Source organism: Falsibacillus albus (assembly GCF_003668575.1).
Lineage (GTDB): Bacteria > Bacillota > Bacilli > Bacillales > DSM-25281 > Falsibacillus > Falsibacillus albus.
The window spans coordinates 48135-68737 of sequence record NZ_RCVZ01000006.1 but is presented as its reverse complement, the minus strand read 5'-3'; the positions used below and the strand labels follow the sequence as shown (position 1 = coordinate 68737).

The 20603-nt window shown below is 40.6% G+C and carries 20 protein-coding genes; 8 read left to right on the top strand and 12 right to left on the bottom strand.

What is annotated here, in order from left to right; translation table 11 throughout:
• Positions 1-138 precede the first annotated feature (138 nt).
• Both D9X91_RS10235 and D9X91_RS22340 read left to right on the top strand, forming a co-directional pair.
• On the top strand, positions 139-1623 hold the full coding sequence (locus tag D9X91_RS10235; protein ID WP_121680521.1) for an aldehyde dehydrogenase family protein: 1485 nt from the start codon (positions 139-141) through the stop codon (positions 1621-1623).
• Positions 1624-2267: 644 nt separating this feature from the next.
• Positions 2268-2447: a hypothetical protein gene (locus tag D9X91_RS22340; RefSeq protein ID WP_148709064.1), complete on the top strand. Its 180-nt coding sequence runs from the start codon at positions 2268-2270 to the stop codon at positions 2445-2447.
• 253 nt (positions 2448-2700) lie between these two features.
• Here D9X91_RS22340 and pulA read toward each other — a convergent pair whose 3' ends face one another.
• From pulA to D9X91_RS10205, 5 genes are all read right to left on the bottom strand, one after another.
• Positions 2701-5604: a type I pullulanase gene (gene pulA / locus D9X91_RS10225; protein ID WP_233569763.1), complete on the bottom strand. Its 2904-nt coding sequence runs from the start codon at positions 5602-5604 to the stop codon at positions 2701-2703.
• 113 nt (positions 5605-5717) lie between these two features.
• Positions 5718-6605, bottom strand: a complete 888-nt coding sequence (locus tag D9X91_RS10220) for a gamma-glutamylcyclotransferase (RefSeq protein ID WP_121680519.1) — start codon at positions 6603-6605, stop codon at positions 5718-5720.
• A gap of 244 nt (positions 6606-6849) precedes the next feature.
• Complete coding sequence (locus tag D9X91_RS10215) at positions 6850-8481, bottom strand: AMP-binding protein (protein WP_121680679.1); 1632 nt, start codon at positions 8479-8481, stop codon at positions 6850-6852.
• A 280-nt stretch (positions 8482-8761) separates the two neighbouring features.
• Positions 8762-9565, bottom strand: a complete 804-nt coding sequence (locus tag D9X91_RS10210) for a VOC family protein (RefSeq protein ID WP_121680518.1) — start codon at positions 9563-9565, stop codon at positions 8762-8764.
• 14 nt (positions 9566-9579) lie between these two features.
• The gene (locus tag D9X91_RS10205; RefSeq protein ID WP_121680517.1) at positions 9580-10050 is read right to left on the bottom strand and encodes a DinB family protein; all 471 of its coding nucleotides are present in this window, start codon (positions 10048-10050) and stop codon (positions 9580-9582) included.
• Positions 10051-10250: 200 nt separating this feature from the next.
• Here D9X91_RS10205 and sda point away from each other — a divergent pair, with 200 nt between their 5' ends.
• On the top strand, positions 10251-10379 hold the full coding sequence (gene sda / locus D9X91_RS10200) for a sporulation histidine kinase inhibitor Sda (RefSeq protein ID WP_325050515.1): 129 nt from the start codon (positions 10251-10253) through the stop codon (positions 10377-10379).
• A gap of 121 nt (positions 10380-10500) precedes the next feature.
• Here sda and D9X91_RS23045 read toward each other — a convergent pair whose 3' ends face one another.
• The 4 genes from D9X91_RS23045 to D9X91_RS10185 all read right to left on the bottom strand — a co-directional run bounded on the left by D9X91_RS23045 (position 10501) and on the right by D9X91_RS10185 (position 15213).
• Entirely contained in the window at positions 10501-10629 is a 129-nt protein-coding gene (locus D9X91_RS23045) for a hypothetical protein (protein ID WP_267900810.1), read from the bottom strand.
• Between the two features lie 142 nt (positions 10630-10771).
• The gene (locus D9X91_RS10195; protein WP_121680515.1) at positions 10772-10975 is read right to left on the bottom strand and encodes a hypothetical protein; all 204 of its coding nucleotides are present in this window, start codon (positions 10973-10975) and stop codon (positions 10772-10774) included.
• 103 nt (positions 10976-11078) lie between these two features.
• Positions 11079-12338, bottom strand: a complete 1260-nt coding sequence (odhB, locus tag D9X91_RS10190) for a 2-oxoglutarate dehydrogenase complex dihydrolipoyllysine-residue succinyltransferase (RefSeq protein ID WP_121680514.1) — start codon at positions 12336-12338, stop codon at positions 11079-11081.
• 19 nt (positions 12339-12357) lie between these two features.
• Positions 12358-15213, bottom strand: a complete 2856-nt coding sequence (locus D9X91_RS10185; RefSeq protein ID WP_121680678.1) for a 2-oxoglutarate dehydrogenase E1 component — start codon at positions 15211-15213, stop codon at positions 12358-12360.
• Between the two features lie 585 nt (positions 15214-15798).
• On the opposite strand from D9X91_RS10185, the gene D9X91_RS10180 reads away from it, so the two are divergent.
• The 5 genes from D9X91_RS10180 (at position 15799) to D9X91_RS10160 (ending at position 18023) form a co-directional block, all read left to right on the top strand.
• Entirely contained in the window at positions 15799-16041 is a 243-nt protein-coding gene (locus D9X91_RS10180; RefSeq protein ID WP_121680513.1) for a spore germination protein, read from the top strand.
• Positions 16042-16068: 27 nt separating this feature from the next.
• A complete protein-coding gene (locus D9X91_RS10175) occupies positions 16069-16311 on the top strand; it encodes a spore germination protein (protein WP_121680512.1) in 243 nt (80 codons plus the stop codon).
• Positions 16312-16379: 68 nt separating this feature from the next.
• On the top strand, positions 16380-16871 hold the full coding sequence (locus tag D9X91_RS10170; RefSeq protein WP_121680511.1) for an Hsp20/alpha crystallin family protein: 492 nt from the start codon (positions 16380-16382) through the stop codon (positions 16869-16871).
• Positions 16872-17092: 221 nt separating this feature from the next.
• Positions 17093-17584: an Hsp20/alpha crystallin family protein gene (locus D9X91_RS10165; RefSeq protein ID WP_121680510.1), complete on the top strand. Its 492-nt coding sequence runs from the start codon at positions 17093-17095 to the stop codon at positions 17582-17584.
• A gap of 10 nt (positions 17585-17594) precedes the next feature.
• Positions 17595-18023, top strand: coding sequence for a hypothetical protein (locus D9X91_RS10160; protein WP_121680509.1), 429 nt, complete (start codon positions 17595-17597; stop codon positions 18021-18023).
• Positions 18024-18026: 3 nt separating this feature from the next.
• Here the strand turns inward: D9X91_RS10160 and D9X91_RS10155 are convergent, their stop codons facing one another.
• Genes D9X91_RS10155 through D9X91_RS23040 form a run of 3 tightly spaced genes read right to left on the bottom strand, consistent with a single transcriptional unit; the run spans position 18027 to position 20296 of the window.
• A complete protein-coding gene (locus D9X91_RS10155) occupies positions 18027-19445 on the bottom strand; it encodes a HAMP domain-containing sensor histidine kinase (RefSeq protein ID WP_121680508.1) in 1419 nt (472 codons plus the stop codon).
• Complete coding sequence (locus tag D9X91_RS10150) at positions 19442-20125, bottom strand: response regulator transcription factor (protein ID WP_121680507.1); 684 nt, start codon at positions 20123-20125, stop codon at positions 19442-19444. Before D9X91_RS10150 ends, D9X91_RS10155 begins: the two co-directional genes overlap by 4 nt.
• A gap of 42 nt (positions 20126-20167) precedes the next feature.
• Complete coding sequence (locus D9X91_RS23040) at positions 20168-20296, bottom strand: hypothetical protein (protein ID WP_267900809.1); 129 nt, start codon at positions 20294-20296, stop codon at positions 20168-20170.
• Between the last annotated feature and the right edge of the window lie 307 nt (positions 20297-20603).

Sequence of the window (20603 nt, the reverse complement as noted above, 5' to 3'; positions counted from 1 at the left end):
ATAAAGACGAAAAAAATTCATTGAATTTTGCGAATATTAATAGTACGATGGAATATGTAAGCGTTATCAAAACGTTATGCATTTTGTACGATTCATCTTAAGGCCGTACATAAAACTTCACAATCGGGAGGTAAAAAAATGAGTCAATTAATGGTGAACGTAAACAAAAAGGTTGAAGAGTTTCTACAAGGAACAAAAAAATTGTATATTAATGGTGAATTTGTCGAAAGTGCAAATCAAAAAACATTTGATACCCCTAACCCTGCCACAGGGGAAGTACTGGCAACATTATATGAAGCTGGCCCAGAAGATATCGATCGCGCCGTAAAAGCTGCAAGAAAGGCTTTCGATGAAGGCCCTTGGTCTAAAATGAGTGCAGCTAAACGCAGTCGAATCATGTACAAGCTGGCTGACTTAATGGAAGAAAACAAAGATGAACTAGCACAACTTGAAACGTTGGACAACGGAAAGCCGATCCGTGAAACTGCCAACGCAGATATTCCATTAGCGATTGAACATATGAGATATTATGCTGGATGGTCAACGAAAATTGTGGGACAAACGATTCCTGTTTCCGGTCCATTCTTCAACTACACTCGACATGAAGCAGTTGGTGTGGTTGGCCAGATCATCCCGTGGAACTTCCCATTGTTGATGGCGATGTGGAAGCTCGGTGCTGCACTTGCTACTGGCTGTACAGTAGTTTTAAAACCAGCTGAACAGACTCCTCTTTCTGCACTTTATCTTGCAGAATTAGCTGAAGAAGCTGGATTCCCGCCTGGCGTACTGAATGTGGTTCCTGGATTCGGCGAAACTGCCGGACAACCATTGGTCGATCATCCACTTGTGGATAAAATCGCCTTCACCGGTTCCACTGAAGTCGGAAAGACAATCATGAGCCGCGCATCAAAAAATTTAAAGCGCGTCACTTTGGAACTTGGCGGAAAATCTCCAAACATCATCCTGCCAGATGCTGATATGTCCAAAGCCATTCCTGGTGCGTTGAACGGGGTCATGTTCAACCAAGGTCAAGTATGCTGTGCGGGGTCTCGCGTATTCATCCAAAAGAAACATTTCGATAATGTTCTTGCAGATATGGCTTCACATGCTAAAAACATTAAACAAGGCTTCGGACTGCATGAAGATACTGAAATGGGACCACTAGTTTCCCAAGAACAGCAAAATCGGGTCATGAGCTATATCGAAAAAGGCTTAAGCGAAGGTGCAGAACTATTGGCTGGTGGGGTTAAACCTTCCGAACAAGGTTATTTTGTTGCTCCAACCATTTTTGCAGATGTAAATGACGAAATGACGATTGCCAAGGAAGAAATCTTCGGTCCTGTCATTTCTGCAATGCCTTATGAAGATTTGGATGAAGTGATCGAACGCGCTAATAATAGTGAATATGGATTAGCGGCAGGCGTTTGGACACGTGATATTGCCAAAGGCCACTACATTGCCAACAAGCTCCGCGCAGGTACGGTTTGGGTCAATTGCTACAACGCATTTGACGCAGCTTCTCCATTCGGGGGCTATAAACAATCCGGCATCGGACGTGAAATGGGCTCCTATGCATTAGACAATTATACAGAAGTCAAGAGTGTCTGGGTCGGAATGAAGTAATAATATAAAAAGAAGGAGCTGACTCAAAAGGCATTTGTCAATGACCTTTTCTAGTCAGCTTCTCTTTTTATTTTCGAATTTTGATTTTGGGTGATTGTGAGGGAATCTACGAGACTCCTCGAAAATACATTCGTATTTTCTTCGTGCAGTGTTGATTTAAGGAAATCTATTCTATGTCCTGCAAGCTCCCTTCAGCGAGGCGAGGAAGCTTACCAATTCGTCCGCGGAAGGAGTAGATTTAATCTTTCTCAGCAATTCCATTGATTAGAATGGCATAAATAAGAAGAGGGTGGCCCAAATGATCTATTTTTGGGTTACCCTCTTCTTATTTAGAAGCTCCTTCACTTTTTGCACATTGAAATAAAAAACTATCACATAGGACAAAAGAATGATAAGTGAAATCTATTACGGGAATGATAGAGAAATTCTTTCAATTATGTTATTTTTTTATAAGTACATAGTTGGAGGTACATCCCATGAATCGTTGGCCAAAAAAAATAATAGGCTTTTGTCTCTTGATTTTTTTCATTTTTTCAATATACCTTAGACCTACCCTCTCCGATTTTGACCATTGGCTATCCGACAACTATCATGTCAGCTGCCAAAATGATGAGTGTTCTCAAGTTATCTCAGAGGATAATAGTGTGCCTATCATACAAACTAGCAGCTTCATAGAAAACGGTTATTTGATTTTTAATACAGTGGAGAAAACCTTTGAAACCATTGACGGGCACCAGGTCATCATTAAGGCATTTGGGTTTTGCGGCAAATATATACCGATCGTCGAAAAAAATACGGACTTGCTGGATAAGTCTAATACATAATAGAGGCTGTGCTCCAATGGTGCACAGCCGTTTTTCTGAAAGGCTCTTTTCTCAAACTTTGTTGCTTTAACAACTAAAAAAGGATTGTCCATTTAATTTTTAAACTTTAAAATGGCCGAATAAGCGAGAAAAGAGCCGGGATCCTATATTTCAACGAGCTAAACATCTATTTAGGCGTTAAAATGTGCAGTAAGATTTTTAACAACAATCTTTACGAATTCGCATCTAAAAAATCCTGCTCAACTTTTTTCTATTACCTTTTCAGTACAAAAGTGGATAGTGGTGAAATATTCACTTTATTGCCGTGGATGATTTTTATTGTTCGGATTCCTGATTTTTCTCCATTCACGAGAAGATGCCAGGTTCCGCTATACGGAAGTGTTACCGTCTTCTCTTCTTGGTTGGCATTGTGAATGACCACAATCTCATTTGCCTTATCATGCAATGCTTTTGCATTTAATGAGTATGCAACAATATTTTTTGATGCAGGGATGAATTTCAATTGTTTCTCTATTTCTCCTGCAGTCGTCATACGGAATGATTTATAGTGCTTCCGGAGCTCTATTAGGCCTTTTACATAGTCTACTTCCGAACTAAATTCTCTGCACCTGCTCCAATCAAGTTGATTTATGGAATCTGGTGATTGATAGCTATTATGATCCCCATACTTCGTTCTCATGAACTCCTGCCCAGCATGAATGAAAGGAATCCCCTCTGATGTCAATAGGATGGATGATGCAAGCTTATGCATCTGCTTCAAGGTCTCCTCATCAGCCTCTGGGTTGGTAAGCTTCAGTTTATCCCATAGTGTCAGGTTGTCATGGGCTTCGACATAGTTAATTACTTGTTCGGGATCGCGGTAAGTGGCAATGTCATCAGGATAGCTGATGCCCGCTTGTATGCCTTCCTTCATGATCTCCTCTACCCCTTGTTTTCCATTGACAAACCCTGTATCCAAGTCATTGAATACACTTCCCTTTAATGCATCACGGATACTGTCATTGAAGTGTGCGATTCCTGGCATATCTTCTGCATTTTTTTGGTCCGCCTTCAAGGATGGATCCAAAGGTGTGTTTAGGTCCCAGCCTTCTCCAAGAATAATGATGCTTGGATCGATTTTATTCAATGCGTCCCTCACTGCATTCATCGTTCCCGTATCATGAATTCCCATTAGATCGAATCGGAATCCATCCATATGATATTCCTTGGCCCAATAGGATACAGAATCGACAATGAATTTTTTCATCATTTTTCTTTCGGAAGCTGTGTCATTTCCCACACCAGTTCCATTGGCCAATGTTCCGTCTTCGTTATACCTGAAATAATAGCCTGGGACCAACTTTTGGAAATTGGATTGACTTGCACTGAATACATGGTTGTAGACTACATCCATGATTATCCTGAGCTTGCTATCATGGAGTGTTTGTATCATTGTCTTCAGTTCAATGATTCTATCATAAGGATCGGCAGGGTCCGTTGAATAAGATCCTTCCGGCACATTATAATTTTTAGGATCATATCCCCAATTGTACTGCGATTGATCCAGCTTGGTTTCATCAATGCTGTTAAAATCGAATATTGGCAGGAATTGGACATGTGTAACACCTAATGCCTTAATATGATCCAATCCTGTTTTGACTCCATCTGGCCCTTTCGTGTTCTTTTCGGCAACACCTAAAAATTTCCCCTTATGCTGAATCCCACTGTTTGGTGAAATCGATAAGTCCCTCACATGCGCTTCATAAATGATGGCATCCTCAGGATGAATCAATTCAGGTTTATGATTGTTCCAATGATCTGGGTTTGTTTTTGATAAATCTACGACAACTCCACGATCGCCATTTATGGTTACTGCCCTCGCATAGGGGTCGACGGCTTCTGTCCATACACCGCCGATTTTCACCTTATAGGTATAAACAAGCCCATCTTGATTTCCTTTTAAAGCTGCTTTCCATGTCCCATTTTCGCCTGAAGACATTGGGATTTCTTTGGTTTCCGCAGATGCAGCATCAGGATAAACGGCAAGCATTGCTTCAGAAGCAGTGGGAGCCCAAAGCGTGAATTTCGTTTCTTTTTTGTCATACTGATTGCCAAGCCATCCATCGTAAAAATATTTTTGATCAAATTCATCAGAGCGTACCACTTTTCCGACCGTAATCGCCCTAGTACCAAAATCATTAAATAAAAGAGTGTACGACTTGGTAAGATCAAGATCTTCCTTTGTGAATATTTTGATTTTATTAGTCAGATCTGTTAAATTATCATCAAAAGAGGCAACTCTTTCAATATCAGCACCTTCTATTTTGATTTGATCGGCTGCATCCTTTAATGAAAAAGGAACGTTTGTCTCCAATGTAATTTGATTGAAAGCATCTATCGACGCATGCGTAATTGCAGGGTTCAAATTCACAAACCCTTGATTTTCATATATCGTCTCCTGCCCCTGGACGAGCCATACTTCTGCTGTTCCATCAGCATCAAACCTTGTGATATAACGGTCGTGATCTATATCCTTGGATGCCCAATCATTCCCTTCGGTACTCTTTCTGACAATGAATCCCAGCTTTTCAATACCATCCGGATCGTTCAATTCCACTTCAGCTACTTTGCCGTAATCATCCATGGCATCAAAATTTACTTTCTGGCCATCATGTTCCGGATTCCATACCCATAAGTTCCATCCATCATAATTTTGGTCATATCGATGGTAGTGAATCTTGACCTTAATATGCTGATAGCTTGGGATATCACGATATTCCCCATCAGGCGGGGCGGTGTATGTTTGGTCATCCCCTGCTTTAACCCATACTTCACCAACACCGCTGGATGTATCAATCCATCTGTCCCCGCCGTCCTTATCCCAGCTGTCAGTACGGACAATGAATCCAATTTTTTGATGGATGCCGCTGACTTCGACCTCCGCCACTTTACCATAGGCATCTTCACCAGTAAAATCATATTTTGCTCCATCTCCACCTTCTGGCCATACCCATAGATTCCAATCTTTTTGATTATCCGGAGCTTCTTGGTAATGAATAATTATTTTTGTGGAATCGGTTTGTGCAACCGCTTGCATAATTGGGTTAAAAAAATTCCCCAACAGCATAACACTCATGACCAATAATGAAAAAACAACCTTCAACATCCTTAATTTCATTCAGTTTCCTCCCCTATCATTCTATTCTTTTCCATTTTACCAAATAAAAGAAAACGTTATCATAATCAAAATTACCCATATACTTCAAAAGTTTATGGGTAATTTTAACTATTTCATTGTTGTAAGATCGTTTTTAACTCTAGTAATTGCTTTTCTTCCAATTTCAATTCCACAAGTTGATTATATAATTTGTTCATATAATCTTTGCTCACATGCGGGTTGGCTCCTCGCAGGATTTCCCTTGCATAATGCAAAGGAGGTCGAGACTCTTGATGCTTGGCAATCACGATAAAAGTAAGAACATCATCATATGTACGATATGATGTTTCTATATCCACCAATGCGGCGCGGTACCATCCGGGCGCTACTCCTTCCCTTTCAAATAGGTAGTCAAAAGCATCCCAGTTCACTCTATAGAGAACACCCTCTGTTTCCCCAAAATCTTCGACAATATCTCCCCTGCCGCCATCATGGACACAAAACGTATATTTCATCGAGAAATTTTTCAACCTTCCTCCGCCAACGATATCAGTAAAGAGATGATCTACCTTTGCCTTCTTGAAGCGTTCATTATCCATACATGAACCATACGCAAAATAATATAATTCTTCCGGAGGATTTTGAATGAATTTATGTACTCTCCAGTCACCGGATTTGATTTCTTCTATCAGAAAATCACGATTTCCAGCTGTGTAATAGCTTGCTTCTTTTTCTCCCAAGTCAGTATGGATGATTCCTGTTCTTCGAACAAAAAGATTGGATTCCCTTCCCTCTTTGAATCCCTCCACCTCATCCAAATCTGATAAAATATCTTGGTCAATCTCGTAAAGTTCACCATATACTGCCGAATCACCGTTTAAATCAAGGGCTGGATAGCCTTTTGCAGTATCATATAAAGTGCCTTTCAACCATGCCTGGCTTGCTATGAGTACAGCGTCCTTTAAGAATGAATGATTACTCTCTTTTTTACGGAAAGTCCCATATACAAATAGATAACCCATTTTAAAGCCCCCCTATTTTGGTTAACATAATATTATTATCTGAATCTAATTGTAACTATGATTCTCAGAAGCTCTTTTCGTTAGGCCCATTTCTCATATTTTGTTGCTAATTTTAATAAAAAATCTAATAAATACAACAATCTTTGAGAAAAAGCCTTAAATAAATATATCATCTTCTCAATATTCCTTCAATTCCAATAAATAAATGGACCTGGCCATATTCCGTGCCAGGTCCATTTATTTATTATTTATCTACGACCAGGCTCACTGCCTCTTCCCTTAGCCTGAACTTCTGGATCTTACCTGACGCTGTCATTGGATAGGAATCGGTAAATTCGATGTACTTAGGAATTTTGTGCCTGGAAATCTTGCCTTTGCAATAATCCCTAAGCTCCTCTGGACTGGCATTTTGGCCATCTTTCAAAATTACCCACGCCATGACCTCTTCCCCAAATACTTCATCCGGAATACCGACAACCTGCACATCTAAAACCTTTGGATGGGTGTATAGGAATTCTTCAATTTCTCGAGGATAAATATTCTCACCACCACGTATGATCATGTCTTTTAACCTGCCCGTAATCCTGCAATATCCATTTTCATCTTTTATCGCCAAATCGCCCGTATGAAGCCAGCCTTCTTCATCGATTGCTGCCTTTGTCGCTTCTTCATTTTTATAATAGCCTTTCATGACATGGTAGCCTCTTGTACATAGCTCCCCTTGTTCTCCATCCGGTACTTCTTCAGCCGTTCCAGGTGCCACAATTTTCACTTCCACTTGCGGCAGTGCCCTTCCTACTGTCTCCACTCTTAAATTGATGTCATCATCTGTCCTTGTTTGCGTAATCACTGGAGAAGATTCAGTCTGTCCGTATGCAATGGTAATTTCAGTTGCTCCCATTTTTTCAATGACAGCTTTCATCACTTCAATCGGACAATTGGAGCCGGCCATGATGCCGGTCCGGAGTGTAGAAAGATCATAGGAAGAAAAATTAGGATGGTTTAATTCAGCAATGAACATGGTGGGAACACCATGAAGACCTGTACATTTTTCTTCCTCAACTGTTTTCATTACCGCCTCTGGATTAAACTCCTGGACAGGGACGATTGTTGCACCGACCGATACACAGGCCAATGTCCCCAAGACACATCCGAAACAGTGAAAGAATGGAACGGGGATGCATAATCGATCATCCTTTGTCAGTTTCATACAATTTGCAATGTTAAAAGCATTATTTACTATATTTGAATGGGTCAGCATCACTCCTTTTGGAAAACCCGTAGTACCGGATGTATACTGCATATTGATCACTTCAGAAGCTGCCAATGAGTTCATTCTTTCATCTAACTCTTCATTGCTTACACCATGTCCTGATTCTTCTATATCACTCCAGGAAAAAGTACCAGGATATCTCTTATCTCCCAGAACCACAACATTTTTTAGAAAAGGTAGGCTTTCGCTCCGTAATCGCCCAGGCTTTGAATAGGCGAGTTCAGGACAAATTTCATAAATCATTTCGATGTAGGATGTATCTCGAAATTTCTCGATGAGGATAATCGTGGTGGAATCGGATTGCTTCAGCAAATACTCAAGTTCAGCCCTTTGATAATTTGTATTAACTGTCACCATCACCCCGCCCATTTTGCCTGTAGCGAATTGACATGCAAGCCATTCTGGTGTATTCGTAGACCAGACCGCTATATTCTCCCCTTTTTCAATTCCCAATTTCATGAAACCTTTGGCAATCTTCTTGCAATAGTCATCAAATTCCCTATACGTCAATCTCAATCCGCGGTCGGAATATACGACTGCCTCATGGTCGGGATGCAGGTCCGCTTTTTCCTTTAATAACTGCCCGACTGTTTGATGTAACAGCTTGTCCATTGATAACTCCCCCTATTCCCTTCGTTTCATTACAGAAAAAATATGTATGTAGGTTTTGTTTGCGCTTACATTTCGTTTTAATTTTTAGAATATTCAATTATATAATATCCCATCCGGGCTTTAATCTCAAATGAAATCCATCCTTATAAAAAGTCTTTCTTTGTATAGTTTGCTTCTAAACATCAAAGGTAGTTTTGCGCGGATGTTCGCTTTCAGGGGGACTAATAAAGAAACTGCCGCTTTTTAAGCGGCAGTTCTATCATTCTAATTGCTATCGATAATAGGCACCAAGAAATTCGGTATATGTGGAAAATATGCCTGGACTGAATTGGATGGCCACTGGCCTCTCTCCCTTACTTTCCAGAATTTTTGTCAAAGGGCTGTTTCGGAATGGCTCAAGAAACACAAGGTTTGCATCTCCTAAAGTAAACGCCTTTCGCTTAGCCCCCCACTCAGGATCATCGATTACCATATCATCCATATCCAGGTCAAAGATACCCGCCCACTCTTCGACAGTCTTTGCAACGCTTCTTACTGCAATTAGAATAGCATGGATCGATAATTCTTTGTTTTGCGGCTGAAGGATTCCTTGGTTTATTAATCGCTGCATTCGGGAGTCGTCCGATTCCTCCCACTCGATGAAAAATGGCATCGGCAGATTTTTTTGATTCCCACCGACTATAAATAACATTTTCCATTTCAATAATTGTCCATTCTCCTGAAGTCTTTGGCCATTAATGATAGTACTTGTTTTCACTTTTTTTCTGTTCAAATCCGATTTTAATCGTAAAATGTCATCTGTCCTGAAGCAAATTTGGCCTAGGCCATCCCCTGCCCTTTTATCACTTGCTAAAATGGCAATAAGAGGATTATCGGCAGCCATGGACTTATCCTGATCTATAATCCTTAAGAATTCTATGTAGGATAAACCAGCGTGAAATATGCTGTTTTCCGTTCCCCAGGCAGCATGTCTCCCACCTCTGACGGCATGCAGTCCTTTGCTGTCGAGAAACTTGATCGGCAAATCTATATCTTCATAAACAAAATGAACAATATGATCAAGCCTTAGATTCATTCAATCGCCTCCATTTATTCAAATAAGGATACAGCACTGCAATCTTTCCCGATCAAATTCAAATATAAAAATAATTGTTCTCTATGATGCGTTAGATGGACTAATATTTCCAGCAGCCATTCAAAACGGGTATATGTTGTCCCCCAGTAGGACGTCGTCTTTTTAAAAAGTTCTTCTTCAGCCTGACCAGTATAAAATTGAATCAGCCTTTGTTGGCCATCTGTTAATTGGACTTGGCATTCCCTTACAGTCCGAGTGTTTGCATTATCATAAAAATGGTTCATTTCCTTTTGTGAAGCACCATTTGCTATCATTAAATCTGCTTTTAGAATCAGGGAAATGTGACTGGCAAGCTCCCCCAATGTGAATTTATTCTGAAAAGGTACAGACGGCCAATCCTGAGGGTCTATCATGTGAAATAACTGATCGATGCTTTTAACGGTCACATCTATTTGATGAAGCGTATTTTGAATAAAAGCACTCATCCCATAATCCCCCAATCGTTTTCATTACATATTTTATCTTCCTTTCTACATATTACACTTATTTTCCGTTTATTTTTACAAATTTCGTACTTTTGAATTATTTTTTAAATACCCCCTTTTCATTTAGGAGGAAACACGTTAGAATGTATAGAAAATATAGAATATTCTAATTTCATAAGGAGGGCTTTTACTTGAAAATTATGAGTAATGAACAGTTGGTAGCGGCCTACAGAGACGCGGAGAAAAACGGTCAGGATCGTGATTGGGCAAAGCTTTTAAAAGATGAAATTAGAAAAAGAGGAATTAATCCACTTAAATCAAGACGCTGAAGAAACATTTCATTCTCCTGTAAAATAAGACAAGGGCGGGCATAAATTAATCACTACCTTTTCCTGGCGGGTCCATCACCCCGTTGAGGAAGGTCTGTGATTAATCATGCCGGCCCTCTTTTTAAAATTCCGTTGGCATTTTTGTGGTTTTGTTTTGGCATATGTTTTGATATTGTTCATGATCGATCACTTTAAATTTTTTTAAGATCATTGAATAGCCCATTATTTTTTTATTGATTCTTTTACTCATATCCTTAACTCCTTTTTTATAGTTTATGTCGCCAGAGCCAAAAAGTTTCCTTAGCGCAAAAAAATCAGGTATCTATACTAACAACCAAAATAAAAGAAATTGGGATACATCACTCCACTCTATAGACGAACAATTGCAGAAATCATATTTCCTCAGGTGGACGGTGAGCATCCTCATCGATGCGCTCCTGCGGGGACTCACCTGTACCGCTTTTCCCGCTGGAAATTGAATCAGCTTCCTTGAAATCACTGCGCACGAAGAAAATGCGAATTCGTTTTCGATGAGTCTTCGTCTTGCACTCCAATAACAGCCAGAACAAGCTATGATCAACAACACGCTTTAACATAAAAAACCCGAACTAATCCGAATTCTAATGAAAGATTTCGAACTATAGTTCGGGTTTTGCTTCGACTAAAACACTTTTGTCCCAGCCTCTATAAAATCAATGATTAGCCTTCAAGCAAAAGGTCTTCAGGATTTTCAAGCAGCTCCTTGACCATTTTCAAGAAACCGACCGCTTCTTTTCCATCGATGATGCGGTGATCGTAGGAAAGCGCGATATACATCATTGGACGGTTTTCCATCGTATCCTTATCGATTGCAACTGGACGAAGTTGAATGCTATGCATTCCCAAAATCCCCACTTGAGGACCATTCAGGATTGGAGTGGATAGAAGTGAACCGAACACACCACCGTTTGTGATTGTAAATGTTCCTCCTTGAAGATCGCTCAATGCCAATTTGTTATCACGTGCCTTTAATGCAAGATTGAGAATGTCTCCTTCGATTTCAGAGAAATTTTTGCGATCGCAATCACGTACAACCGGTACAACCAATCCATCATCAGTTGAAACGGCAACGCCGACATCGTAGAACTTTTTAAGGACGACTTCATCACCTTGAATTTCGGCATTCACATATGGAAACTTCTTCAATGCAGCTACAACCGCTTTTGTAAAGAATGACATAAAGCCTAAGCGTACATCGTGCTGTTCAAAAAATTTATCTTTTTTACGCTTCCTTAGCTCCATTACGGCTGTCATATCAATTTCGTTAAACGTTGTTAACATGGCAGCTGTTTGTTGGACTTCCACTAGGCGCTTTGCAATCGTTTGACGCCTTCTGGACATTTTTTCCCTGACTACAGGTTTTGAATCATCTTGCTTGGCTGCCGGAGCAGGAGCTTTCGCTTCAGCTGCAGGCTTAGCCGGTTTAGAAGGTTGGTTTGAATAAGATTCTACATCTTGCACCCTTACTCTACCCATTGGATCGACGGTCGGAACCTGATTTAAATCGATGCCTTTTTCGCGGGCAAGCTTGCGGGCAGCAGGAGATGCAATTGGTCTTTGTGCCTTATCTTCTTCCGCAGCAGCAGATTTAGGTTCTTCCGTTTTTGGAGCCTCAGCCTTTTCTTCTTTCTTTGGCTCTTCTTTCTCAGCCGATTCAGGAGCAGATTTGCTTGCTCCAGCTTCGCCGTTTTCATCGACAACAGCAATAACCTCACCGACTTGGACAGTATCCCCTTCGCCGGCTTTTAATTCCTGGATAACTCCAGCTTCTTCTGAAATAACTTCCACGTTAACCTTATCTGTTTCAAGCTCAACGATATATTCCCCTTTTTCAACACGATCACCTGGTTGTTTCAACCATTGTGCAATCGTACCTTCTGTAATTGATTCTGCCAACTCTGGAACTTTAATTTCAGCCACTGTGATGTCCTCCTCTTAATTATCGCGTTAATGCTTTCTTTGCAGTACGGGTAATTGCTTCATTTACAATGCGTGCTTGTTCTTTGCGGTGGACCGTCGGATCTCCTTCTGCCGGACTGGAACGTCTGCGGCGTCCAATATATTCGACTTTGATGCCATTTGGAGCCAGTTCTGCGATCCTAGGCTCGACAAAAGTCCATCCTCCCATATTTTTTGGTTCTTCTTGTACCCAAACGATTTCCTTCAGGTTCGGATATTTTTCAAAGTGTGATTTGATTTCCTCCATTGGGAATGGATAGATTTCTTCCACCCTCAATACATGAAGCCAATCAAGGGATTCTTCTGAATCTTTGAGCTGATCCGCAATGTCGATCATTACTTTTCCGCTTCCAAGTACGATTCTCTCGACTTTTTCAGGGCTTTGTCCAAGACCTTGCTGTTCTAGCACCGGCTTGAACTCTCCAGTGGTCAAATCAGCTCCCTCTGCTGCTGCCAATGGATGACGCAGCAAATATTTAGGAGTCATAATGACCAGTGGTCTGACTTCTTCTTTTTGCAAAATCGCAGCCTGTCTGCGCAATATATGGAAATACTGGCCTGCAGTCGACAAATTAGCCACTGTCCAGTTATTTTCTGCGCCAAGCTGAAGGAACCTTTCCATCCTGGCACTTGAATGCTCAGGTCCTTGTCCTTCGTAGCCGTGTGGCAGCAGCATGACCAATCCTGATTTTTGTCCCCATTTCGCCCTTCCGGAAGAAATGAACTGGTCAAACATCACTTGTGCTACATTTGAAAAGTCTCCGAATTGAGCTTCCCAAATAACGAGTGTTTCTGGTGCGAAGACATTATAGCCGTATTCGAATCCAACAACTGCTCCTTCTGTCAATGGGCTATTATAAACGACAAAGGATGCCTTTGCTTGGTCCAAATGATGCAGAGGTACAAGTTCCTTACCAGTTTTCTCATCGTGTAGGACCAGGTGGCGCTGAGCAAATGTGCCGCGCTGAGAATCCTGTCCTGTAAAACGGATCGGAGTACCATCTGATATGATCGATCCGAATGCGAGGGTTTCTGCGTGAGCCCAATCGATTTTTCCATCGCCTTCGAATACGTTTTCCCTTCTTTTCAATATCCGTGCTAATTTTTTAAACGGACTGAATTCTTCCGGCCAATTTAGCAATTGGCTGTTGATGGAGCGAATTTCCTTTTCATCGACGGAAGTATCAATGCGAGGAAGTCCATTTACGATTTCTTCCGGCGGTTCCATGGTAGTATCAGGATCTTTTTCTTTTGCAGGGACTTTGTCATATGCAGCCTGCAATCTTTCCTGAATTTCATTTTCTATTTTTTCAGCTTCTTCTTTCGAGACAACACTGCTTGATGCTAATTGATCCGCATACAATGATCGAACGGTAGGATGATCATGGATCAATTTATACATCATCGGATTGGTCACCATCGGCTCGTCCATCTCATTGTGACCAAAGCGTCGATAGCCGATTAAGTCTATGACGAAATCCTTCTTGAACAGTCTTCGATATTCATATGCAAAGTAAGCAGCCGCCAGACAGGCCTCCGGATCATCTGCATTTACATGCAAGATCGGCACTTCGAAGCCTTTCGCCGTATCGGATGCATAAGTAGTTGAACGGGAATCGTAGCTTTCCGTTGTGAAGCCAATCATGTTATTGGCAATGATATGAATCGAGCCGTTCGTACTGAAGCCTTCAAGCTGGCTCAAGTTTATTGTTTCCGGAACGACGCCTTGTCCAGGGAAAGCTGCGTCACCATGGATAAGGATAGCAAAGGATTTAGATCCATCCTTTTCCGGAACTCCGACAACATGCCGCTCTTCCTGTGCAGCACGTGTATAGCCAACAACGATCGGACTTGCAACCTCCAAGTGGCTTGGATTGTTAGCAAGGGTTATACGTGCCCTCACTGAATCACCTTTTTGAAGTTCGCGATCACCGCCTAGATGATATTTCACGTCTCCAGTCCAACCATATGTGATGCCGGTAGAACCTTCTGATGGGATTAAATCTTTATTCGGTGCATGCTGGAATTCAGCGAATATAAGTTCATACGGCTTTTCAAGCACATGCGCCAACACATTCAAACGTCCACGGTGCGCCATTCCAATATTGACGGTGCGTGCTCCGCTTTGAACGGAATATCCAATCATTTCATCAATCATTGGGATCAGTGTATCCAATCCCTCGACTGAGAATCTTTTCTGGCCGACAAATGTTCGGTGGATGAATTTTTCGAACCCTTCCACTTCTGTCAATCTTGTCAATAAACTTTTTTTATGTTCTTTTGTAAAATTAGGGAAGAAATCACCTGATTCAACTGTTTTCCTGAGCCAGTTCTTTTCATCCAAGTCATGGACTTGATGGAATTCAAAAGCCAATTTTTTCGTATAAACGTCCTTCAGATGATTGATTGCATCCAATCCATCTCGGACGTGTGCAGGTGCATCAGGCAATAAAAATTCAACGGGAACACCCTTCAGGTCTTCCTCCGTCAAATCGAACGCAGCCAATTCAATGCGGCGTGTATCCTTTTCACGATCTTTCAGAGGGAAAATATCTGCTGCCAGATGGCCATATGCTCTGATATTGTCTGCCAGCTTGACTGCGGAGACAATTTTATTGAACATAGATGGATTGACGGGAAGATTTGAAAGAGCTTCTCTCTTTTTGTTTGCCATCGCTTCAGACGGCGGTCCCCACTGTTCAAATAAAGCCTTCATTTCAGGATCGACACTTTCCGGGTCTTGTTGGTATTGTTCAAATACCTCCATCACGTACCCGAGGTTAGGACCATATAAATTTTGCCATGGTTCTCCTTGGTTCGATGTTTGTTTTCTCATCATGAAAAACCTCCAACCATATTACCTTGAATAATTTTCGATAAGGATTACATTCATGGATTCATTAATAATGAATAGATGTTTATGTAATTATTATTTCAATGTAGAAATAAAAACGCTTTCACATGTATTTTATCACTCTAAAGCGTCAAGATAAAGGCTTAAAACAAATTTTTATACAAAAAGTTTGAACCGTCATTCAGCGTTTTGATGCCAGTTTTTCTTCATAGACGAAGAAAAAAGCTGCTGAAATCATCGATTATTCTGAAATAACAATTCATTCGTTTTTCTTCTTTCTGTTCCACCTTCTATCGACACTAGGAAACTAGCTATTTTTTTCATTAACCATCTTACTACTATTGCCTTAAAAAACCAACTTTTTTTTCGAATATTGTCTTATTTTCTTTATTTTTCGAATAGACGCAACTGACAATTTTTTCTTTACTTTAAAGTCTACCCTTTTCCACCTTTTGCAAACAAAAATCCCCAGTCATATATTTTATAGATCTTCCCTACTTGTTTTCAACGAACGTATGGGCATGTATCTGCATAGAATACACCATCATGAGAAAAGGATGTGTGTGGATGCAGACAGTGATCAACATCTTCAGCCTGAAAGTGAACAGCGTCTCCAACAACGGCTCTATCAATATCGGTGAAGCCCTCCACAACGCTCCTACAGCAAACTCTAAATCGCAAGGACAAAATTCAGCCTATGGGGATTTTGCTGCTACAAATTCAGCGATGGAGAATGTCTATATCGATCCTGATTTAAACGATCAAGGCGATATCGCCAACCCTTCACCTGTCATTTCCAGCCAAATGTAATTAAGGTCGCTCTAAAGGGGGAGGACCATGCCATTTCAAATAAATGTATTTAATATTAAAACCAATGGATTGGCCAATAATGCGAACATAAATTTAGGTGCAACTGTTCATAACAGCCATACCGCCAACTCTAAATGGATCGGGGCAACATTTGGATTCGGTGACTTATCCGCAGTTGGAGCGATAGTTGGAAACAACTATATTGATACAAACTTTAGCCAGCAGGACCAAATTGCAAACCCATCGGCACCGATTACGTCCCAAATTTGATTTTGGATATTTGTTTAAGAAAGGCTTGTTTCTGGTTAATTGTTGTTTTTAGGAAAGGATGACCAACTATGTTTCCATGGAATATGATGTTTCCATTCAATAAAGACACGAAAAATGTAATGAAGCAGATGAAACCGGAAGAAGTCGAGGGATATGTGGAAGGGATGATGTCCAAACTATTCCCTGGCCAAATGCAGTCCATGTTCAATCCCGATGATTTGATGAAGCAAATGAATCCATTCTTTCAGCAGCAAAAAGAGCAAAGGCCACAGGCATCGTCATCCATCGACGCCCAGGTTTTCGAAACGTTCGAAGATGTTTATGTACGCATTCCTGTCAAGGAAGATGAAAGCATCAGTCATATGCGGGTATACCATACTTCCAATCAGGCAATCATCGAAAATATGCCAAAGTTAGGGGACCGCCATGTGGTCACCTTGCCTTCCCTCGTCAAGAAAAAAGGGTCATATGCACAATATAAAGAGGGTATTTTGGAAATCAAGATTCCCAAAAGCCTAGATATGCAGTTCACTGAAGTTGACGTCTCTGAAAAAGTCTGAGGCGTTTTTCTTTTTTAAAAGCTGTTTTTTAAAGATGAGTGTGTCAACAGATTTTCTTTAAAATAACTCATCATACGATGTTGATTGGAGCGGCAGTTGCGAGACTCCGTGGGGATCACCGCCCGCCCTCCGAAATATTTTATTTTATTCCGCTGAAGAATCATGAAGTATTCTTTTTACCAATAAAATAGTGTAAAGGACCTTTTAAGGGAGTTGAATATATGGACATGGAAAAACTCAAGCAGTGGCTTGATTTGACTAAACAATACCAATCAGAAAATTTCTGGCATCAAGTTTTCGATCAAAGTACGGCCAGTGATGAATTGTTCGGAGCCTTTCCTCAATCAGCTGATCAAAAAAGAGAAGTCTTTCAAGGGAATTCAACGTTTCCCCTCTGTGATGTTTATGAAAAGGATGATCTTTTCATCATTGAAGTAGAAGTCCCAGGTCTGAAAAAAGATCAGATTGAAATCACATATGAAGAGAAATATATTTTGATCAGAAGTGCATTCAGAAACTTCCAACCTTCCATTCGATATCACAAAAAGGAAAGGCTGAATAAAGCGTTTGAAAAGAAAATTTTTTTGCCTTATGAAATGAAAGCCCACTCCATCAAATCTTCCATTCAAAATGGCGTTTTAACCATTCAATGCCCTTTCCAAAGACATCAAAATAAAATGTCAATCCAGATCGACGAGGTGGAGGAGCCATAGGAGGCATGAGATGTTTACCTGGGGAAAGAAGAAAAAGATAAAACAACTGGAAAAGAAGCTGGATCATGTTGCTGAATCATATACTGCCTTAAGCCAATGGAAGGAACATATCGACCAAACACTGGAGTCGCTTAAAAAGCTTCCTAACCAGCCAAACATTCAGATTGAAACACTCCAAGTGGATAAAATAATTGTGGAGCAGCTCCAATACAGCAATAATTTTGGCCAGCTCGGCATAAAGGAGCTTACAGGCAAATTAAATATCGGAACAAGCTATGAAGGAAAGACTGAAAAGGATGAGGATTCCGCTCCAACTTCCCCACCTCAAGGGCCGAAGTTGAACATGATGCCGAGAAAGGTGGAAGAAAAATTAGAAAAGACAAATAAGAAGATTCGCTCCGTTCAAAAAAATCTCAAAGAAAAACCAGTGAAGAAATGATCCTCACTGGCCGCCATGACGGAAAGGCAAAATAAATTGTACTTTTGTTCCTTTTCCCACTTTGCTTTGAGCAGAAATGGAGCCCCCATATCCCTCAATAATTTGCTTCGCAATGGCGAGCCCCAATCCATTGCCTCCTTTTTCCCTGCTTCTCGCTTTGTCCACACGGAAGAACCGATGAAAGATACTTGATAGCTGATCTTCTGGAATTCCAATCCCGTGATCCTCAATAACGACCTTGACATCCTCTTCTATCTCTTCAATCGTAATGGAAATATCTTTTTCCTTATCGGAATACTTTACGGCATTATCCAATAAGATGATTAGAATCTGTTCTAAATGATGTTCGCTGATACCCACTTGATGCGTCAAGTTCCCTCTCGTATCAAATATGAAAGTAAACTCCTTATGAAGCAGCTGAAAGTTTTTCAGCACTCTTTCAATTGTAGCGACAATATCCGCAGACACTTCCCCGTCGCCTTTTTGAATTTGCTCGGCACGGGATAACTCCAGAAGCTCATGTACCAAGTATTTGATTCGATCAAGCTCCTGGAGGGATGCCAAGAGTGATTCATCCAATATCAATTGATCCTTTTTCCCCCATCTATTCAATAATGAAAGATGACCTTCCATAATTTGAATCGGGGTGCGTAATTCATGGGATGCATCTTCGACGAACTGTTTCTGCTGAGCAAAGGATTTTTCAAGCTTATCCATCATTTCATTAAAAATCACGGTGAGATCTCCAATTTCATCCTGTGACGGACTCGATTCCATTCTTTGATGGAATCCCCTCCTCTGGATGGCCCTCATCGTATTGGACAGCCTCTGCAATGGCTTTAAGAAGTTCTTGGCCATCAGGAAACCGAAGAGTGCACTCAACACCAGAGCACCCAAGCCGAACATGCTCATGACAAACCATAAGTTTCTCATCATTTGGTGGTACCTTGTCAATGGATAAATGACCTCGACATATCCATTGAATTGCCTTGATTCAATGGGCATCCTTCCTACATATAATTTCTTCCCGTTAGTTTGAAGCTGCATGATTGTTTTTTCGTTTACAGGCTGAAATGGAATATAATAAGAAGGCTCTTGATCACTCTGAACCACAAAGACCTCTTTCCCTGATGTATCCGTGATTCGGATGGTCTGATTTTTCTCCACGATTTGTTTAATTAAATCTTCACTGTCATAAATATCAGACATTGTGATATTCGGTCCACGCTGTTTATAAAAAATCGCCAATTCATCTAGAACTTGGCGGACATTGTTTTCTTCTTCGTTCAAAAGCCAATTGCTGATCACATGATATTGAAAAAAACTAAAAATAAAAAAAGTGAAAAAGATGGCAGCGCTAGCTCCTATCGACCATTTGACCTTTAGGGAACGATTATTGATCCACTCCATGAACTTATTCATTTCCTCATCACATAACCCGTTCCCCTTACGGTCTGGATATAGCTCTCTTCGTCGGGATCATCGATTTTATTTCTGAGATAACGGATATAGACATCCACCACATTCGTTTCAACCTCAGTTTCATAGCCCCAAATTTTATTTAACAAAGCTTCACGGGTCATGACTATATTTTCATTTTCCAATAGCGTGAGAAGCAATTCATATTCCCTTTTGGTGAGGTCGATCACTTCTTCACCTTTTTTTACAATTCGTGATTCTTTTTCCAATGTAATATCCCGATAGCTGTAAGTCGTGATGGAATGCTTTTGGGGTGCCGCAGTCTCCATTCTTCTGAACACCGATCTCAACCTTGCCAGCAGTTCCTCGATTGCAAATGGTTTGACGATATAATCATCAGCACCATGATCCAATCCAGAAACACGATCCATTACGCTGTCACGTGCTGTGATCATCATGATCGGAGTTTGTCTTGCATGGCGAATCCTTCTGCATACCTCCATCCCGTTCAAGCTGGGCAGCATTAAATCGAGCAGAATCACATCCCACTCCTGATCCAATGCCAGCTGCAGCCCTTCCCTGCCATCATTGCAAACGATTGTTTCATAACCCTCGTATTGAAGTTCCAGCTCAATGAACCTAGCCAAATTCTTTTCATCTTCTATTATTAAGACTCTTTTCATTCTGTACACACCTGCTTTATAGACAAATAAATCTCTTACCTACTATTTTAATCGACTTTTTTGAAAAATTAAATCGGTAAAAGCATGAATGATTTCAACTGATTGAAAAGCAATTAAAGAAATAGCCGATAAACCGAAGAATGCAATCGGAATGAGTCTTAACCAAAACATATCCATGCGCCTCCTTCTATAATTATCTTCATTTTGACAAATAAACATTAAAATTACATGAAAATCACCTGATAAACAAATAAAAAAAGAGGCTGATCGAGACAGACTCACCATAAGAGCCTGTCTTAATCAACCAAAGCAGAAACTTTAGAATGGGTATTATCGAGATTAACACAAAAGAGATCCACCGAGTTGGCTGCAAGGTTGCTCGGCGTCTTCTTGAGAGTCAATCCAATCCTTAATAAAAAAGGGGTTTTCCATCCTTGTCCTAACTGAACACCATAGTCATCATAAAACACTAAAAAGA

What these genes read in the sequence shown, in the direction of transcription:
- D9X91_RS10235 (WP_121680521.1), top strand. Translation starts at nt 139, where the DNA reads ATGAGTCAATTAATGGTGAACGTAAACAAAAAGGTTGAAGAGTTTCTA.
- pulA (WP_233569763.1), bottom strand. Translation starts at nt 5,604, where the DNA reads ATGAAATTAAGGATGTTGAAGGTTGTTTTTTCATTATTGGTCATGAGT.
- D9X91_RS10220 (WP_121680519.1), bottom strand. Translation starts at nt 6,605, where the DNA reads ATGGGTTATCTATTTGTATATGGGACTTTCCGTAAAAAAGAGAGTAAT.
- D9X91_RS10210 (WP_121680518.1), bottom strand. Translation starts at nt 9,565, where the DNA reads ATGAATCTAAGGCTTGATCATATTGTTCATTTTGTTTATGAAGATATA.
- D9X91_RS10205 (WP_121680517.1), bottom strand. Translation starts at nt 10,050, where the DNA reads ATGAGTGCTTTTATTCAAAATACGCTTCATCAAATAGATGTGACCGTT.
- sda (WP_325050515.1), top strand. Translation starts at nt 10,251, where the DNA reads ATGAGTAATGAACAGTTGGTAGCGGCCTACAGAGACGCGGAGAAAAAC.
- D9X91_RS23045 (WP_267900810.1), bottom strand. Translation starts at nt 10,629, where the DNA reads ATGAGTAAAAGAATCAATAAAAAAATAATGGGCTATTCAATGATCTTA.
- D9X91_RS10195 (WP_121680515.1), bottom strand. Translation starts at nt 10,975, where the DNA reads ATGTTAAAGCGTGTTGTTGATCATAGCTTGTTCTGGCTGTTATTGGAG.
- D9X91_RS10185 (WP_121680678.1), bottom strand. Translation starts at nt 15,213, where the DNA reads ATGAGAAAACAAACATCGAACCAAGGAGAACCATGGCAAAATTTATAT.
- D9X91_RS10180 (WP_121680513.1), top strand. Translation starts at nt 15,799, where the DNA reads ATGCAGACAGTGATCAACATCTTCAGCCTGAAAGTGAACAGCGTCTCC.
- D9X91_RS10175 (WP_121680512.1), top strand. Translation starts at nt 16,069, where the DNA reads ATGCCATTTCAAATAAATGTATTTAATATTAAAACCAATGGATTGGCC.
- D9X91_RS10170 (WP_121680511.1), top strand. Translation starts at nt 16,380, where the DNA reads ATGTTTCCATGGAATATGATGTTTCCATTCAATAAAGACACGAAAAAT.
- D9X91_RS10165 (WP_121680510.1), top strand. Translation starts at nt 17,093, where the DNA reads ATGGACATGGAAAAACTCAAGCAGTGGCTTGATTTGACTAAACAATAC.
- D9X91_RS10160 (WP_121680509.1), top strand. Translation starts at nt 17,595, where the DNA reads ATGTTTACCTGGGGAAAGAAGAAAAAGATAAAACAACTGGAAAAGAAG.
- D9X91_RS10155 (WP_121680508.1), bottom strand. Translation starts at nt 19,445, where the DNA reads ATGAATAAGTTCATGGAGTGGATCAATAATCGTTCCCTAAAGGTCAAA.
- D9X91_RS10150 (WP_121680507.1), bottom strand. Translation starts at nt 20,125, where the DNA reads ATGAAAAGAGTCTTAATAATAGAAGATGAAAAGAATTTGGCTAGGTTC.
- D9X91_RS23040 (WP_267900809.1), bottom strand. Translation starts at nt 20,296, where the DNA reads ATGTTTTGGTTAAGACTCATTCCGATTGCATTCTTCGGTTTATCGGCT.